The 14,565-nt window shown below is 72.9% G+C and carries 14 protein-coding genes; 9 read left to right on the top strand and 5 right to left on the bottom strand.

Features of this window, described 5'->3' with window-relative positions; genetic code table 11:
- Nucleotides 1–52: 52 nt before the first annotated feature.
- From AC2RP6_RS32275 to mug, 3 genes are all read left to right on the top strand, one after another.
- Nucleotides 53–835, top strand: coding sequence for an SGNH/GDSL hydrolase family protein (locus AC2RP6_RS32275; protein WP_486449364.1), 783 nt, complete (start codon nt 53–55; stop codon nt 833–835).
- A 71-nt stretch (nt 836–906) separates the two neighbouring features.
- On the top strand, nt 907–2,340 hold the full coding sequence (gene purB, locus AC2RP6_RS32270; RefSeq protein WP_486449363.1) for an adenylosuccinate lyase: 1,434 nt from the start codon (nt 907–909) through the stop codon (nt 2,338–2,340).
- Complete coding sequence (gene mug, locus AC2RP6_RS32265) at nt 2,337–2,879, top strand: G/U mismatch-specific DNA glycosylase (RefSeq protein WP_486450530.1); 543 nt, start codon at nt 2,337–2,339, stop codon at nt 2,877–2,879. The genes purB and mug overlap by 4 nt, the downstream gene beginning before the upstream one ends.
- Nucleotides 2,880–2,881: 2 nt before the next feature.
- On the opposite strand, the gene AC2RP6_RS32260 is transcribed toward mug, so the two are convergent.
- From AC2RP6_RS32260 to AC2RP6_RS32245, 4 genes are read right to left on the bottom strand one after another with little or no spacing between them, the layout of a single operon-like run.
- Nucleotides 2,882–3,358 (bottom strand): hypothetical protein, encoded by a 477-nt coding sequence (locus AC2RP6_RS32260; RefSeq protein WP_486449362.1) that lies wholly within the window; start codon nt 3,356–3,358, stop codon nt 2,882–2,884.
- A 12-nt stretch (nt 3,359–3,370) separates the two neighbouring features.
- On the bottom strand, nt 3,371–3,808 hold the full coding sequence (locus AC2RP6_RS32255) for a hypothetical protein (RefSeq protein WP_486449361.1): 438 nt from the start codon (nt 3,806–3,808) through the stop codon (nt 3,371–3,373).
- Between the two features lie 40 nt (nt 3,809–3,848).
- Nucleotides 3,849–4,598 (bottom strand): ABC transporter permease, encoded by a 750-nt coding sequence (locus AC2RP6_RS32250; protein WP_486449360.1) that lies wholly within the window; start codon nt 4,596–4,598, stop codon nt 3,849–3,851.
- A 27-nt stretch (nt 4,599–4,625) separates the two neighbouring features.
- A complete protein-coding gene (locus AC2RP6_RS32245) occupies nt 4,626–5,537 on the bottom strand; it encodes an ABC transporter ATP-binding protein (RefSeq protein ID WP_486449359.1) in 912 nt (303 codons plus the stop codon).
- Nucleotides 5,538–5,645: 108 nt separating this feature from the next.
- On the opposite strand from AC2RP6_RS32245, the gene AC2RP6_RS32240 reads away from it, so the two are divergent.
- The 3 genes from AC2RP6_RS32240 to AC2RP6_RS32230 all read left to right on the top strand — a co-directional run bounded on the left by AC2RP6_RS32240 (nt 5,646) and on the right by AC2RP6_RS32230 (nt 8,737).
- Nucleotides 5,646–6,824: a sensor histidine kinase gene (locus tag AC2RP6_RS32240; RefSeq protein WP_486449358.1), complete on the top strand. Its 1,179-nt coding sequence runs from the start codon at nt 5,646–5,648 to the stop codon at nt 6,822–6,824.
- Nucleotides 6,825–6,828: 4 nt separating this feature from the next.
- A complete protein-coding gene (locus tag AC2RP6_RS32235) occupies nt 6,829–7,479 on the top strand; it encodes a response regulator transcription factor (protein WP_486449357.1) in 651 nt (216 codons plus the stop codon).
- 100 nt (nt 7,480–7,579) lie between these two features.
- Nucleotides 7,580–8,737 carry an ROK family transcriptional regulator gene (locus AC2RP6_RS32230; protein ID WP_486449356.1) on the top strand — a complete coding sequence of 386 codons (1,158 nt, stop codon included), beginning with the start codon at nt 7,580–7,582 and terminating at the stop codon, nt 8,735–8,737.
- Nucleotides 8,738–8,895: 158 nt separating this feature from the next.
- Here AC2RP6_RS32230 and AC2RP6_RS32225 read toward each other — a convergent pair whose 3' ends face one another.
- On the bottom strand, nt 8,896–9,663 hold the full coding sequence (locus tag AC2RP6_RS32225; RefSeq protein WP_486449355.1) for a GntR family transcriptional regulator: 768 nt from the start codon (nt 9,661–9,663) through the stop codon (nt 8,896–8,898).
- Between the two features lie 288 nt (nt 9,664–9,951).
- On the opposite strand from AC2RP6_RS32225, the gene AC2RP6_RS32220 reads away from it, so the two are divergent.
- The 3 genes from AC2RP6_RS32220 to AC2RP6_RS32210 all read left to right on the top strand — a co-directional run bounded on the left by AC2RP6_RS32220 (nt 9,952) and on the right by AC2RP6_RS32210 (nt 14,289).
- Nucleotides 9,952–10,830, top strand: a complete 879-nt coding sequence (locus tag AC2RP6_RS32220) for an alpha/beta fold hydrolase (protein ID WP_486449354.1) — start codon at nt 9,952–9,954, stop codon at nt 10,828–10,830.
- Nucleotides 10,831–11,169: 339 nt separating this feature from the next.
- Nucleotides 11,170–12,738 carry an alkaline phosphatase D family protein gene (locus tag AC2RP6_RS32215; RefSeq protein WP_486449353.1) on the top strand — a complete coding sequence of 523 codons (1,569 nt, stop codon included), beginning with the start codon at nt 11,170–11,172 and terminating at the stop codon, nt 12,736–12,738.
- Between the two features lie 111 nt (nt 12,739–12,849).
- Nucleotides 12,850–14,289 (top strand): GNAT family N-acetyltransferase, encoded by a 1,440-nt coding sequence (locus AC2RP6_RS32210; protein ID WP_486449352.1) that lies wholly within the window; start codon nt 12,850–12,852, stop codon nt 14,287–14,289.
- Nucleotides 14,290–14,565: the final 276 nt, after the last annotated feature.

Raw genomic sequence — 14,565 nt, 5'->3', positions numbered from 1 at the left:
TGCCCGGCCCTTCGAGCAGGGTCGGGTACCGCGCGGTAGCATCACTCCCGCCATGGAGATGAATGCCTCTTACACCAGTTTCGTCGCGGTCGGCGACTCCTTCACCGAGGGAATGTCCGACCTGCTGCCCGACGGCACCTACCGCGGGTGGGCCGACCTGCTGGCCGCCCGGCTCGCCGCGCGCGAGCCGGGCTTCCGCTACGCCAACCTCGCGGTCCGCGGAAAGCTCATCGGGCAGATCGCGCGGGACCAGGTCCCCGTGGCGGCGGCGATGGGCGCCGACGTGGTCACCCTGGTGGGTGGCCTGAACGACGCGCTGCGCCCCAAGGTGGACATGGGCAGGGTCCGCGACCACCTGGAGTCGTCGGTGGAGCTCCTCGCGCCCTCGTGCAAGAAGCTCGTCCTGATGCGTTCCCCGGGACGCAACGGGCCGGTGATGGAACGCTTCCGCCCCCGCATGGAGCAGCTCTTCGCCACCATCGACGACCTCGCCGCCCGGCACGGCGCCCTGGTCGTGGACCTCTACGGCGCCCCCGTCCTCGCGGACCCCCGGATGTGGGACGTCGACCGGCTGCACCTGACGCCCGACGGCCACCGCCGGGTGGCCGAGGCCGTGTGGCAGACCCTGGGCCTGCCCTCCGAGCTCGACTGGCGCACCGAACTGCCCGTCGCTGAGCCGTCCGGCTGGACGGCCCGGCGGTCGCAGGACCTGAGCTTCGCCCGTCAGCACCTGCTGCCCTGGATCGGCCGCCGCCTGACGGGCCGCTCCTCCGGCGACGGCCGTCCGGCCAAGCGCCCCGAGCTGCAGCCGTACGGGGACGCGCCGCTCTCGTAGGAAGGCACCACGACGAGCGGTGGCTCGACCTGCGTAAACGCACAGCGGCGGCCCAAGTAGAATCCCTACACGTGACTGCCAAGCCCCGCATCCCCAATGTCCTGGCCGGCCGCTACGCCTCTGCGGAGCTCGCCGTCCTGTGGTCCCCCGAGTACAAGGTGACGCTGGAGCGGCGGCTGTGGCTCGCCGTGCTGCGCGCCCAGAAGGATCTCGGTATCGAGGTCCCGGACGAGGCCCTCGCCGACTACGAGCGCGTCCTCGAGACGGTCGACCTCGCCTCCATCGCCGAGCGCGAGAAGGTCACCCGGCACGACGTGAAGGCCCGCATCGAGGAGTTCAACGACCTCGCCGGCCACGAGCACGTCCACAAGGGCATGACCTCCCGCGACCTGACCGAGAACGTCGAGCAGCTTCAGATCCGCCTCTCGTTGGAGCTGGCCCGCGACCGTACGGTCGCCGTGCTCGCCCGCCTCGGCAAGCTGGCCGGCGAGCACGCCGAGCTGGTCATGGCCGGCCGCTCCCACAACGTGGCCGCGCAGGCCACCACCCTGGGCAAGCGTTTCGCCACCGCCGCCGACGAGCTGCTGGTCGCCTACGACCGCCTGGAGAACCTGCTCGACCGCTACCCGCTGCGCGGCATCAAGGGCCCGGTCGGCACCGCCCAGGACATGCTCGACCTGCTCGGCGGGGACACCGCCAAGCTCGCCGACCTGGAGCAGCGCATCGCGGCCCACCTCGGCTTCGCGCACGCCTTCACCTCGGTCGGCCAGGTCTACCCGCGCTCGCTCGACTACGACGTGGTCACCGCGCTGGTCCAGCTGGCCGCCGCCCCGTCTTCGATCGCGAAGACGATCCGTCTGATGGCGGGCCACGAGCTGGTCACCGAGGGCTTCAAGCCCGGACAGGTCGGCTCCTCCGCGATGCCGCACAAGATGAACACCCGCTCCTGCGAGCGCGTGAACGGCCTGATGGTCATCCTGCGGGGCTACGCCTCGATGACCGGCGAACTGGCCGGCGACCAGTGGAACGAGGGCGACGTCTCCTGCTCCGTGGTCCGCCGCGTGGCCCTGCCGGACGCCTTCTTCGCCTTCGACGGCCTGCTGGAGACCTTCCTGACGGTCCTCGACGAGTTCGGCGCCTTCCCTGCGGTCGTCGCCCGCGAGCTGGACCGCTACCTGCCCTTCCTCGCGACCACCAAGGTCCTCATGGGCGCGGTCCGGGCCGGCGTCGGCCGCGAGGCCGCCCACGAGGTCATCAAGGAGCACGCGGTGGCCTCCGCGCTCGCGATGCGCGAGCAGGGCGCCGAGCGCAACGAGCTGCTGGACAAGCTGGCCGCCGACGAGCGCATGCCGCTGGACCGGGAGCAGCTCGACGCGCTGATGGCGGACAAGCTGTCCTTCACCGGCGCCGCGGGCGACCAGGTCTCGACGGTGGTCTCCCGTATCGAGGCGATCGCCAAGCAGCACCCGGAGGCCGCCGGATACGCGCCGGGGTCGATCCTCTGACCCCCGAAGAGCTGGCCGCCGCCCGCGACCGCGTCCTCCCGGACGTGGTCGCGGGCGGTCTGCGTGTGCTGTTCTGCGGTATCAATCCCGGTCTCCTCTCCGCCGCGACGGGCCACCACTTCGCCCGCCCCGGCAACCGCTTCTGGCCGGTCCTGCACCTCTCGGGCTTCACCCCGCGGCGCCTGGCCCCCGCGGAGCAGGAGGAGCTCCTGACCTACCGGCTCGGGATCACGAACGTCGTGGCCCGCGCCACGGCCCGCGCCGACGAACTGAGCGCCGAGGAGTTCCGTGAGGGCGGCCGCATCCTGACGGCCAAGGTGGAACTGCTGCGCCCCCAGTGGCTGGCGGTGGTCGGGGTCACGGCCTACCGCACGGCCTTCGGCGAGAGGAAGGCTCAGATCGGCCCCCAGGAGCGCACCATCGGCTCCACCCGTGTCTGGGCCCTCCCCAACCCCAGCGGCCTGAACGCCCACTGGACCGCCGAGTCCATGGCCGAGGAGTACGCCCGTCTCCGGGAGGCCGCGACTCCCCCGGACTGAGCTCAGCCCGGCCAGCGGACCTGCCCGCTTTCGACCGACAGCACCTCCGGGACCTCGGCTTCGTGGAACCGGAGGAACCCGATCCCGACCGCGTCCGCGTCGCGCCGATGCGTCTCGTCGGCGCGGGCCGCCAGCCACCCGAGCAGCTCCCCCACCCGCTCGAACTCATCGGGGTGAACTTCCAGCCGGGCTGTCAGGGCCCAGCCCTTGCGCGGCAGGTCCGCCCGGCTCACCAGCGCCGAACAGAGCGCCCCGCCCACGCGCCGGGCGGCCCCCCGCCCGGCCAGCAACGGCTGGGGATCGTCCTCGATCACCGGTTCCCCCCGGTCGTCAAACGCGACGACCGGAAACCGGGTGACGATGGACAGCGTCTCCGGCGGCCCTCCGGTCCCCAGATGCCAACGCAACTCGGCAAGCTCCCCCTCGGACATCCCCTCCCGCAGATCGACGGCCACCGTCAACTCGTAGACATCACTCACTGCGCACACTTCCTAGGGCGGGTCGGTGACGGTGACCACGGCCGTCAGCAGGTACGTGTCGTCGGGGTCGCGCTGTGTCACGCAGGCCACCAGCCAGCGCTCCGCGGCTCGCCAGAGGTGGATGTGGTCGGTGCCGGTGCTCAGGTCGGTCCATGGCTGCGGTATCTCCTCCCCCTCGAACACGCGGTCCCTCAGCGTCCCCAGGCTGAAGATCTGCGGTTCTCCCCACCGTTCGCTCGCCGCCTGGGTCAGCGCTCCGTACTCCGCGCTGATCTGGTCGGCGGCCTCAATACGGCCCGAGCCGTCGTCGTCCCAGAAGTGCGGTGTCCGGGAGAGCCGCACCAGGTGGAATCCCGGACCGCTGCTGCTGTCGACGGTCCGGACCGGCTCCTTGGGGAACTCCTTCGCCAGGAGCCGGTCGATCGTGTCGAGGTGCTCTGCCGTGGTCATGCCGTCAGTATCCCGAGCAGCACTGACAACTGGCCCTGTGTCACGCGTCCCTGTGGCGCACCGCCAGCCAGCCGGCGAGGAGGGCGGCTCCGGCCCACAGGGCCATGACGCCGAGACCGGTCCAGGGGCCGAGGTAGTCCTCCGTACGGGAGTGCATCACCAACTGCCCGGCACGGTCCGGCAGGAACTGGGCCGCACCGCCCGAGGCCTCGCCGACGACGAACGACACCACCAGGACGAAGGGTATGAGCAGGCCCAGCACCGCCGTACCGCTGCGCAGCACCGCGGTCAGCCCGGCCGCGAACAGCGCCATCAGCGTGAGGTAGAGCCCGCTGCCGACGACGGCGCGGTAGGTGCCCGGGTCGCCGAGCTCCAGGGCGTACTGGCCCATGAAGGCCTGTCCGGCGACGAAGGTGACCAACCCGGTGACCTGCCCCGTCAGCAGGGCCAGCACGCCCACGGTCGTGATCTTCGACAGGTAGAGGCGGGTGCGGTTCGGTACCGCCGCCAGGGAGGTGCGCAGAGCACCGTTGTGGAACTCGCTGGAGAAGGCACTGGCGCCGAAGACCATCGCGGCGATCTGGCCGAAGATGATCCCGTAGTACGCGGCGTAGAGCGGATCGGCGCCCATGCTGCCCTCCTCGGCCCGGCCGATCGCCGCGGCCGTCAGCGCCTGGATCCCGGCAGTGGCGGCGAGGACGGATATCAGCCCTCCCAGGGTGCCGCGCAGGGAGCGTATCTTGATCCATTCCGAGTGCAGGCTGGGGACGGTGGGCAGAGCGGCGCGCATGGCGGTGCCTCCTGAAGGTCGTGTACGTCAGCGGGTAGCGGTGAACTGCGCGTGGTCGGCGGTGAGGTCGAGGTAGGCCTGCTCCAGTGAGGCGCGCTCGTCGGACAGTTCCAGCACGGGAATGCCTTCACGGGCGGCCAGGGTGCCGAGTTGTTCGGCCGCCATGTCCGCGACGGTCCACCGCCCGTCGCCGGTGTCGGCCAGCTCGAAGCCGTCCCGGGCCAGGGCGGCCCGCAGTCGGACGGGGTCGGAGGTCCGCAGGCGCACGCGCCGGGTGCTGCGGGCGTCGATGAAATCGGCCATCGTGGTGTCGGCCAGCAGCTTGCCGTTGCCGAGGACGACCAGGTGGTCGGCGAGCGCGGAGGTCTCCGACATCAGGTGGCTGGAGACCAGTACGGTGCGCCCCTCGGCGGCGAGGCCGCGCATCAGCTCGCGTATCCAGATGATGCCCTCGGGGTCGAGCCCGTTGGTCGGCTCGTCCAGCAGGAGCACCCCGGGGTCGCCCAGCAGCGCGGCGGCTATGCCGAGGCGCTGGCGCATGCCGAGTGAGAAGGACTTGATGCGCCGCCGGGCGACAGGGGCTATGCCCGTCCGCTCCAGGACCTCGTCCACGCGGCGTGCCGGCATGCGGCCGGCGGCGGCGAGGAAGAGGAGGTGATCCCGGGCGGTGCGCCCGCCGTGCGCCGACTGCGCGTCCAGGAGGGCGCCCACCCGGTGCAGTGGGTCCGGCAGGTCGACGTAGCGCCGGCCGCCGATGGTGGCCGTGCCGGAGGTCGCCCGGTCCAGGCCCAGCAGCAGGCGCATGGTGGTGGACTTCCCCGCGCCGTTGGGGCCCAGGAAGCCGGTGACCCGCCCGGGCAGGACATCGAAGGTGAGCCCGTCCACCGCACGGTGGGAGCCGTATGCCTTGGTCAGTTCTCGGATCTCGATGCTGTTCATGGCTCAAGGTTCGCCGTCCGCCCCACCCCTCTCCCTCCCCCGTGCGAGGGTGCCGTCTCCCCCACACGGGGGAGACGGCCGTCGACGTCGCACTGCGACGATGGGGGCATGAACCGACTGCTGCGGGCCCCGTTCCAACCAGTGACGTATTCGCGCTGGTTACACCTCTGCGTGCCGCTGCTGATCCTTGGCCTGTGGCTGTTCGTGTTCCCCGAGTGGCCGTGGGGGCTGCTGCTGGTCGTCCTTCCCTTCGGGCTGGTGCCCTGGGTGCGTCTGGCGGAGGGTCTCCAGGCGCAGTTCCTGCTCACGCCGGACGCGCACGGATCGGCCAAGGACGTCATAAGCGCGGCGCCGTCGGCGCGTTGGGGAGACCGCTGGCGGACGGTGGTGTGGCTGGAGACGCGGATGGTCGTCGCCGTCGGGGCGATGTGTGCCACGGTCTGGATGCCGATGATGGCGGTCGCGCTGATCGCGACGGCGCTCGGCCATCCCATGAAACCTGAGCCCTTGGGACCGTTCATACCGGACGGCCGCTGGGTCGCCGCCCTGCTGGTGCCCGTCCCGCTGATCGTCCTGCTGGTCGTCGTGGTGCTCCTCGGCGAACTGATCACGGCCGCCGCCACCCGGTTGCTCAGCCCTTCGGCGGCCGAGCGGCTGAGCGCGCTGGAGGAACGGACCGAACAGCTGCTGGAGCGCACCCGGATCGCCCGGGAGCTGCACGATTCGATCGGACACGCACTGACCGTGGCCGTGGTGCAGGCGGGGGCGGCACGCGCCGCCGGCGATCCCGCCTTCACCGACCGGGCGTTGGCCGCGATCGAGGAGACGAGCAGGGCCGCGCTGGAGGACCTGGAGCGGGTGCTCGGTGTGCTGCGGGAGTCCGGTCGGCCGCCGTCGCAGCAGCCGACGCTGGCGGAGGCCGACCGGCTGCTCGAATCGGCCCGGGCGTCCGGCTCCGAGGTGGACGCGCAACTGACCGGACCGCTGGAGAAGCTGCCCGGTCCGGTCACTCGCGAGGGGTACCGCATCCTGCAGGAGGCGCTCACCAATGTGCTGCGGCACTGCGGGCCCGTCCCGGTCCGGGTGCGGGTGGAGATGGCCGGGGACCGGCTGGTTCTGGAGGTGACCAATGCGCTGCCGGAACGCCCCGGCGTGACGATCGGCGGCGGCAGCGGACTGCGCGGAATACGCGAACGGGCCGCGCTGCTCGGCGGGGTGGCCGAGACCGGGCCGCACGAGGGTGGCTGGAGGGTGCGCGCACGGCTTCCGCTGGAGCGAATACGCTGACGGGATGCCGGTTACCGTACTGCTCGTCGACGACGAACCCCTGGTCCGCGCGGGTCTGCGCGCCGTCCTGGACTCCCAGCCCGACATCGAGGTGGTGGGTGAGGCGGCCGACGGCGCCTCCGTGATCCCCCTCGTGCGGCAGCTGCGGCCGGACGTGGTGGCCATGGACGTGCGGATGCCGCTGCTCGACGGGATCGAGGCGACCCGGGCGGTGCTGCGGACGGTGGACTCCCCGCCGAAGATCCTCGTGGTGACCACCTTCGAGAACGACGAGTACGTCTACGAGGCGCTGCGCGCCGGCGCGGACGGGTTTCTCCTCAAGCGGGCCAGGCCTGCGGAGATCGTGCACGCGGTCCGGCTGGTGGCGGAGGGCGAGACGCTGCTCTTCCCGGCGGCCGTACGGGCCCTGGCCGCGGAGTACGGCAACCGGCAGGCGCGGGCGGTGCTGGAGCGGGCCGCCCTGACCGAGCGGGAGGAGGCGGTCCTGCGGCTGATGGCCCGCGGCCTCACCAACGTCGAGATCGCGTCCGAGCTGATCGTCGGCACCGAGACGGTCAAGTCCCACGTCAGTGCGATCCTGGCGAAGCTGGGGGCGCGGGACCGCACCCAGGCGGTGATCACGGCGTACGAGTCGGGCTTCGTCTCACCGGCCTGAGAGGAGGGCCTGCTCCGGCCGATGGGGGGCTGCTTCTCGCCGCCGCACCCGGCGCGCAGTACGATCCGGCTGACAGGCTCGCTAGCTGGGAGGACACACGTTGGGGCAGCTGACCGGCGGGGACCCCTCTCTGCTCCGGCGGATCAATTCCGCGGTGGTGCTGCGTGCACTGCGGACGGCCGGCTCGCCGACCCTCACCGACCTCACGCGGCTGACCGGGCTCTCCCGGCCGACCGTCGAAGGGGTCGTGGAGGGACTGATCGGGACCGGCCTCGTCGTCGAGGCCGAGGCCGAGGAGGGCGCGCGGCGCCAGGGGAGACCGGCGAGGCGCTTCCGGTTCCGGGCCGAGGCGGGGCATCTGCTCGGCATAGAGATCGGCTCGCACCGGGTCGCGGTGCTGCTGTCCGGTCTGGACGGACGCATCATCGGCGCCGGTACCAAGGAGGTCGCAGAGTCGGCCTCCGCCGACGAGCGGCTGGAGCGGGTCCGTGCGGCCGTGGCCGATCTGCTGCGCCGCGCCGGCGTACCGCGGGACTCCTTGCGCGCGGTCGGGGTCGGCAGCCCCGGGATCGTGGAGGCGGACGGCACGGTACGCCTCGGCACCGCTCTGCCTGGCTGGACCGGCCTGCCGCTCGGGGACCGGCTGCGCCGCTCGTTCCGCTGCCCGGTGCAGGTGGAGAACGACGCCAACGCGGCGGCGGTCGCCGAGCACTGGAAGGGCGCGGCGCGCGACACCGGCGACATGGTGTTCGTGATGGCGGGACTCAGCCCGGGCGCGGGCTCGCTCATCGGGGGCCGGCTGCACCGGGGCTTCGGCGGCGCGGCCGGGGAGATCGGCGCCCTGCACCTGCTCGGCCGCGAGGCGACGCCGGAGCGGCTGCTGTCGACCACGGGCGAGCCCCTGCACCCCCTGGACGAGCCGGCCGTCGCCGAGGTCTTCGCGAAGGCCAAGCGGGGCGACGAGCGGGCGGTCGCCGCCGTCGAGCGGTTCCTGCAGCGCCTGGTGCACGATGTGGCGGCGCTGGTCCTGGCGATGGACCCGGAGCTGGTGGTCGTCGGCGGCTGGGCGGCCGGCCTGGACGGCGTCCTGGAACCCCTGCGCCGGGAGCTGGAGCGCTACTGCCTGCGTCCGCCGCGGGTGGCCCTGTCACTGCTCGGCGAGGCGGCGGTGGCGACCGGTGCCCTCCGGCTCGCGCTCGACCACGTCGAGGAGGAGCTGTTCGCGGTGGAGAAGACGGTCACGGCCCGCCGTCGCTGACTTCCCGCGCGGCCCGGCCGTCGTCGGCAGCCACCGGGTTGCCCACGGGACCTCCCGACCCTGACAGACCGCCCTGTAAACCACCCCGAAAGACCGGACGGCCGTGGTCCGCCCCGCAGAAGCGGGCCGCGACCACGGCCGTCCGGCTCGGCCGGGTGTCAGGAGGCGACGGGTTCGTGCGTGATCTCGACGCCGCCGGAGTCGCCGAAGGTGAGGCGGCAGGTGTCGGCGCGGTAGGTGGCCACCGAGACGGCGGCCGTGCCCGCGGCGGTGAAGTACCGCGTGGTGACCAGAAGCACCGGTGCGCCGGGCAGCCGGTCCAGCTCCTTGGCGTCGTCGGCGCGGGCCGAGCCGAGCTCCACCGAGCGGTCCTGCCCGTCGAGGACCAGCCGCTGCAGCTCGCGCAGGACGGCACGCGCACGGGCAGGACCCGACGGGGGCTCGATGGCGGGCAGTCCGGGCACCGAGGCGGCCGGCACGTACAGCAGCTCGGCGGCGACGGCCTGACCGTTCGTCATCCGGGTGCGGCGCACGGTGTGCACGGGCTGGTCGGCGGCGAACGCCCCGCCCGTACCGAGAAGCTTCACCACGGCGGCCGGCGGCAGGGACTCCGCGGCGTCCTGGGGCTCCCAGCCGTCCGCGGACTCCCCGGGCCAGCTGTGCCGCTCGCTGCCGACGGCCACGCCGACGCGCGGCGGGGCGACGGTGGTGCCGACGCCGCGGCGGCGCTGCAGCCGGCCTTCGAGCTCCAGCTGCTCCAGCGCCTGACGCAGCGTCGCGCGGGCGACTCCGAAGCGGGCTGCGAGTTCACGCTCGTTGGGCAGCACCTCACCGACGGCGAAGTCCTGGTCGAGCGCCTCGCTGAGGACGGTCTTCAGGTGCCAGTACTTCGGCTCCGGCACCGTTTCGAGCTGCGTGGTCCCCACCCTGACTCCTCCTGCCATCGCTGCACTCGCCGTGTGTTCCAGCGGCAGTTCTGCGCCCTTGTTTATTAAAGGTTCCTGCACTATCCCTGCGACGATAGGACGGTGCACCCCCTTGGTCAAGACCAATGCTCATACCTTTGCCGGGCAGATCGGGCATATGTATCAAGCCGTTCACGGGATGTTCTCGTACGCACCGAAGGCTTGTAGTCAAGGGCTACCCGACGGTAATCATGGCGGTGGGCACTCCTGACAGCCTGTCTCGCAGCAGTCCAACCGATGAGGAGCAGCATGACCGCCACGGTCTCCTTCACGATCGATTCGCCGCTCGGCCCCCGGACCGCCACCGTCGCCTACGAGCGCAAGGGAGCGGGCGAACCGCTCCTCCTGCTGCACGGCATCGGCCACCACCTCCAGGCCTGGCACCCGGTGACCGACATCCTGGCCGCCGAGCACGACGTGATCGCCGTCGACCTGCCCGGATTCGGGGCCTCGGAGCCCCTGCCCAAGGGCGTCCCGTACTCCCTGGGCACCGTGGCCCCGGCGCTCGGAGCGCTCTGCACGGCCCTCGGCGTCGACCGCCCGCATGTCGCGGGCAATTCCCTCGGTGGCCTGCTCGCCCTCGAAATGGGCCGGAGCAACCTCGTCCGCTCGATCACGGCCCTCTCCCCCGCCGGGTTCTGGACCGAGGCCGAACGCCGCTACGCCTTCGCCGCGCTCCTGGCCATGCGGGCCGGCGCCAGGACGCTGCCCCTGCCCACCGTCCACCGGCTCTCGCGCACCGCGGTCGGCCGGGCCGCGCTCACCGGCACCATCTACGCCCGCCCGGCCCGTCGTTCACCCGAGGCCGTGGTCGCCGAGACCCTCGCCCTGCGCCACGCCAGCGGATTCGAGGACACCCTGGTCGCGGGTGGTTCCGTACGCTTCACCGACGACGTACCGGGGCTGCCCGTCACCATCGCGTGGGGGACCCGCGACCGGCTGCTGCTGCGCCGCCAGGGCGTACGGGCCAAGCACACCCTCCCCGGCGCACGACTGGTGCGCCTCCCGGGGTGCGGCCACGTCCCGATGAGCGACGACCCGGCCCTCGTCGCCCGGGTGGTACTGGACACGGCACGCAGCGCCGGCCCGGCCGCCGCCTCCCTCGAAAGCGCACACGCGCCCGAGTGAGGCCGCGGGCGCACCGGCGCCGGCCGCGCGGGGCCGGCCGGGCGGACCCGAGCGAGCGCGGCCGGCCGGGCGAGCGGGCCCGGGCGAGCGCGGCCGGCCGGGCGAGCGGGGCCGGGCGAGCGCGGCCGGCTGAGCGGGACGGTGCGAGTGCCGGTCCTGGCGCGCGGGACCGGCCGGGCGCGTGAGCGAGGAGTACCTCTTCGGGTCAGCGGGCCGGGCACCTGAACGGGTGAGCGGCTGGCGGCTGTTCATCCGCGGTTCGCGTGGGCGACGCGGCCGGGCCGGTGGGCGACGGCACGCTGGTGCGACCCGTCCTCGCCGCCCCCTGGAGACGCACCGATGGCATCGACCCCGCACACCCGACGGTCCCTCATCGGCGGTTCCCTCGCGCTGTCCTCGGCACTGCTCGCCGCTCCGGCCCTCGCCGCTCCCGCCTTCGCCCGCTCCGGCCGGCCGAACGCCTACTGGGGCGTCCAGTCCGGCGAGATCACCGCGCACTCGGCCACCGTGTGGACCCGCGCCGACCGCCTCGCGCGGATGTACGTCGACACCTCTCCCAGCGAGGCGTTCCGCTACGCCGTCCGCCGCCACCGCGGCCCGCTCCTCGGCCCGTCGAGCGACTTCACCGGGACCACCGTCCTGCGCGACCTCCCGCCGGGACAGCAGATCCACTACCGCGTGGTCGTCGCCGACCCCGACGACCCCCGCCGCACCGCCGAACCCGTCCACGGCACCTTCCGCACCACCCCGGTCTCCCGCCGCCGCGACGTGCGGTTCCTGTGGTCGGGGGACCTGGCGGGCCAGGGCTGGGGCATCAACCCCGATGTCGGCGGCTACCGCGTCTTCGACGAGATGCGCCGGCACGACCCCGACTTCTTCCTCTTCAGCGGGGACACGATCTACGCCGACGGGCCGATCGCGTCCGCCGTGCCCCTGCGCGACGGCTCGGTCTGGCGCAACATCACCACAACGGAGAAGTCCAAGGTCGCCGAGACGCTCGACGAGTTCCGGGGCAACTTCCGGTACAACCTCCTCGACCGCAACCTCCTCGCGTTCAACGCCCAGGTCCCCGTCCTCGCCCAGTGGGACGACCACGAGGTGCGCAACAACTGGTACCCGGGCCAGCTGATCGACGACCCCCGCTACACGGTGAGGGAGGCCGACACCCTCGCCGCCCGTGCCCGCCGCGCCTTCGGCGAGTACTTCCCCGTCACCGATCTGCGGGGCGGCCGCACCGAGGGCCGGATGTACCGCGTGATGCGGTACGGCCCGCTCCTCGACGTCTTCGTGCTCGACATGCGGACCTACCGGAACGCCAACTCCCCCGGCGGCCAGGCCGAGGACCCCATCGGCATCCTCGGCCCCGAGCAGCTCGCCTGGATCAAGCGCGAGCTCTCCCGCTCCCGGGCCACCTGGAAGGTCATCGCCGCCGACATGCCGCTCGGCATCGTCGTCCCCGACGGGGCCTCGGACTTCGAGGCCGTGGCCCAGGGGGACCCGGGCGCCCCGCTGGGCCGCGAGCTGCAGATCGCCGAGCTGCTGCGGCACATCAAACACCAGCGCATCACCGGCACCCTCTGGCTCACCGCCGACGTGCACTACACCGCCGCGAACCACTACGCCCCCGAGCGGGCCGCGTTCACCGACTTCGCCCCGTTCTGGGAGTTCGTCTCCGGGCCCATCGGGGCGGGCGGCTTCCCGGCCGGACGGCTCGACGCCACCTTCGGACCCGAGGCGGTCTTCGTCCAGTCGGCCCCCTTCGCCAACATGTCGCCGTCCGAGAACCCTCCCTATTACGGGGAGGTCGCCATCGACGGCGACAGCGGGGAGCTCACCGTACGGTTGCGCCGCCAGGGAGGCGGCGTACTCTTCACCCGGACCCTCCAGCCGGGGCGTGCGAGCCAGTAGGGCGACCGAAAGAGGCCCGGAAAACTGGATGAAATCGGCCAGATGGACACTTAACCAGTCGGTCACAGTTCGTTCGTGATCACGCAACACCCCTGCGCCACAGTGGTGTGCATGACTGACCGCATCCACGCCCCCGCCCAGCGTCCCCACCGTCACCACTGGCGCCGCGACGTCGTCGAGCTCGCCGCACTGTTCTGCGCCGTCGCGGTCGCCGACGGCATCGCCAATCTCGTCGTGCACGGCCCCAGGGGCCCGGTCCTGCTGGTCGCCTCGGCCGTCGCGCTGCTGGTGACCGCGGCCTTCCACACCTGGTGGGCGCGGCGGCACAGCCATGCGCCGCCGCCCACCACACCGCCGCCCGCGGATCCGGCGCCGCGGGCGACGGCCGCAGCCACCGGAGCCACGGGTACCGCCGCCGCCACCGCGCTGTGGCGGATGCGCACGACCGTGCGGGACCAGCCCGGCTCCCTGGCCGTCCTCTGCACCGCCCTCGCCCGCAACGGCGTGGACATCCTCACCCTCCAGACGCACCCGCTGCCCGAGGGCGGCACCGTGGACGAGTTCCTGCTGCGCGCCCCGCAGGAGCTGCCCTCCGCCGACCTCACCCGCGCCGTCTCCCGGGCCGGCGGCCACAGCACCTGGATCGAGCGCGCCGACGCCCACGACCTCGTCGACACCCCGACCCGTCTGCTCGGCCTGGCCACCCGCACCGCTTTGGACGCCGCCGAACTGCCCCTCGCCCTGCGCCAGCTGCTCGGCCGCTGCACGATCCACTCGATCCCGGCGACCACCCTCTCCGGCCGCCCCAACTCCGGCGCGGACGCCCCCGTCGAGGGCGTGCTGGAGTCCACCGTCATGCGGCTGCGGGACCCCTCGGGCGGCGCGATCACCATCGAGCGGCCCTACCTGCCCTTCACGCCGACCGAGTTCGCCCGGGCCCGCGCGCTGGTCGAACTCGACGCCCGGCTCGGCCCGCGCGTCCCGCGCAGCCAGGACGTACTGACCCTCCCCGAGGGCAACGAGATCACCGTGCGCCGCGCCGACGGGTCCGACCTGGCCGCGGCCCGCGCCATGCACGACCGCTGCTCCGAGCGCACCCTCGGCCTGCGCTACCACGGCCCCGTCGCCGACGCCGACCGCTACCTCGGCCACCTGCTCAGCCCCCGCTTCGGCCGCACCCTCGCCGCCACCACCGCGTCCGGCAAGCTCGTCGCCCTCGGCCACCTGCTGTGGGACGGCGACGAGACCGAGGTCGCCCTGCTCATCGAGGACGACTGGCAGCGCCGGGGCATCGGCACCGAACTGCTCGGCCGGCTCATCGCCATGGCCGTCGAGGCCGGTTGCGACAGCGTGTACGCCGTCACCCAGGCCGCCAACACCGGCATGGTGGCCGCCATGCGCGGCCTCGGCCTGCCCCTCGACTACCAGATCGAGGAGGGCACCCTGGTGATCACGGCCCGACTGGAAAAGAGGGCCGCCGGCTCGCGTCTGCCGTACGAGCTCCCTCTCGGACTGCCGCGGGAACAGCAGGCCACGCGCCGCCCGCACTGAACCCGGGCCGCGCCGCGGGCGCCCGCGCCGCCAGGGACACCAGGGGCCGGAGCGGGCGCCTGAACCCGGAGCGGGCGCCTGAGCCCGTGGCCGGCGCCCGCAGACCGAGCCGACGCCGAAGCCGGAGCGGGCGCCTCCGTACGGATCCGGCCAAACTCCGGACCGCGGCCGCACCCGTCCCCATCCCCCGCCGAGCCGTGAAATCGCTTGTATACAGGCTCCGTCGATCATCCCGGGCCGGACCCGGCCGCCGTGCTCCGGCCCCCGTCAGGAGGC

The organism is Streptomyces sp. WAC03905, from assembly GCF_057371075.1.
This window is presented reverse-complemented; position numbering and strand designations above follow the sequence as displayed.

Coding starts and splice junctions, on each gene's coding strand:
- AC2RP6_RS32275 (WP_486449364.1), top strand. CDS start 53: ATGGAGATGAATGCCTCTTACACCAGTTTCGTCGCGGTCGGCGACTCC.
- AC2RP6_RS32255 (WP_486449361.1), bottom strand. CDS start 3,808: ATGACCACGGCAGAGCACCTCGACACGATCGACCGGCTCCTGGCGAAG.
- AC2RP6_RS32250 (WP_486449360.1), bottom strand. CDS start 4,598: ATGCGCGCCGCTCTGCCCACCGTCCCCAGCCTGCACTCGGAATGGATC.
- AC2RP6_RS32245 (WP_486449359.1), bottom strand. CDS start 5,537: ATGAACAGCATCGAGATCCGAGAACTGACCAAGGCATACGGCTCCCAC.
- AC2RP6_RS32240 (WP_486449358.1), top strand. CDS start 5,646: ATGAACCGACTGCTGCGGGCCCCGTTCCAACCAGTGACGTATTCGCGC.
- AC2RP6_RS32235 (WP_486449357.1), top strand. CDS start 6,829: ATGCCGGTTACCGTACTGCTCGTCGACGACGAACCCCTGGTCCGCGCG.
- AC2RP6_RS32220 (WP_486449354.1), top strand. CDS start 9,952: ATGACCGCCACGGTCTCCTTCACGATCGATTCGCCGCTCGGCCCCCGG.
- AC2RP6_RS32215 (WP_486449353.1), top strand. CDS start 11,170: ATGGCATCGACCCCGCACACCCGACGGTCCCTCATCGGCGGTTCCCTC.
- AC2RP6_RS32210 (WP_486449352.1), top strand. CDS start 12,850: ATGACTGACCGCATCCACGCCCCCGCCCAGCGTCCCCACCGTCACCAC.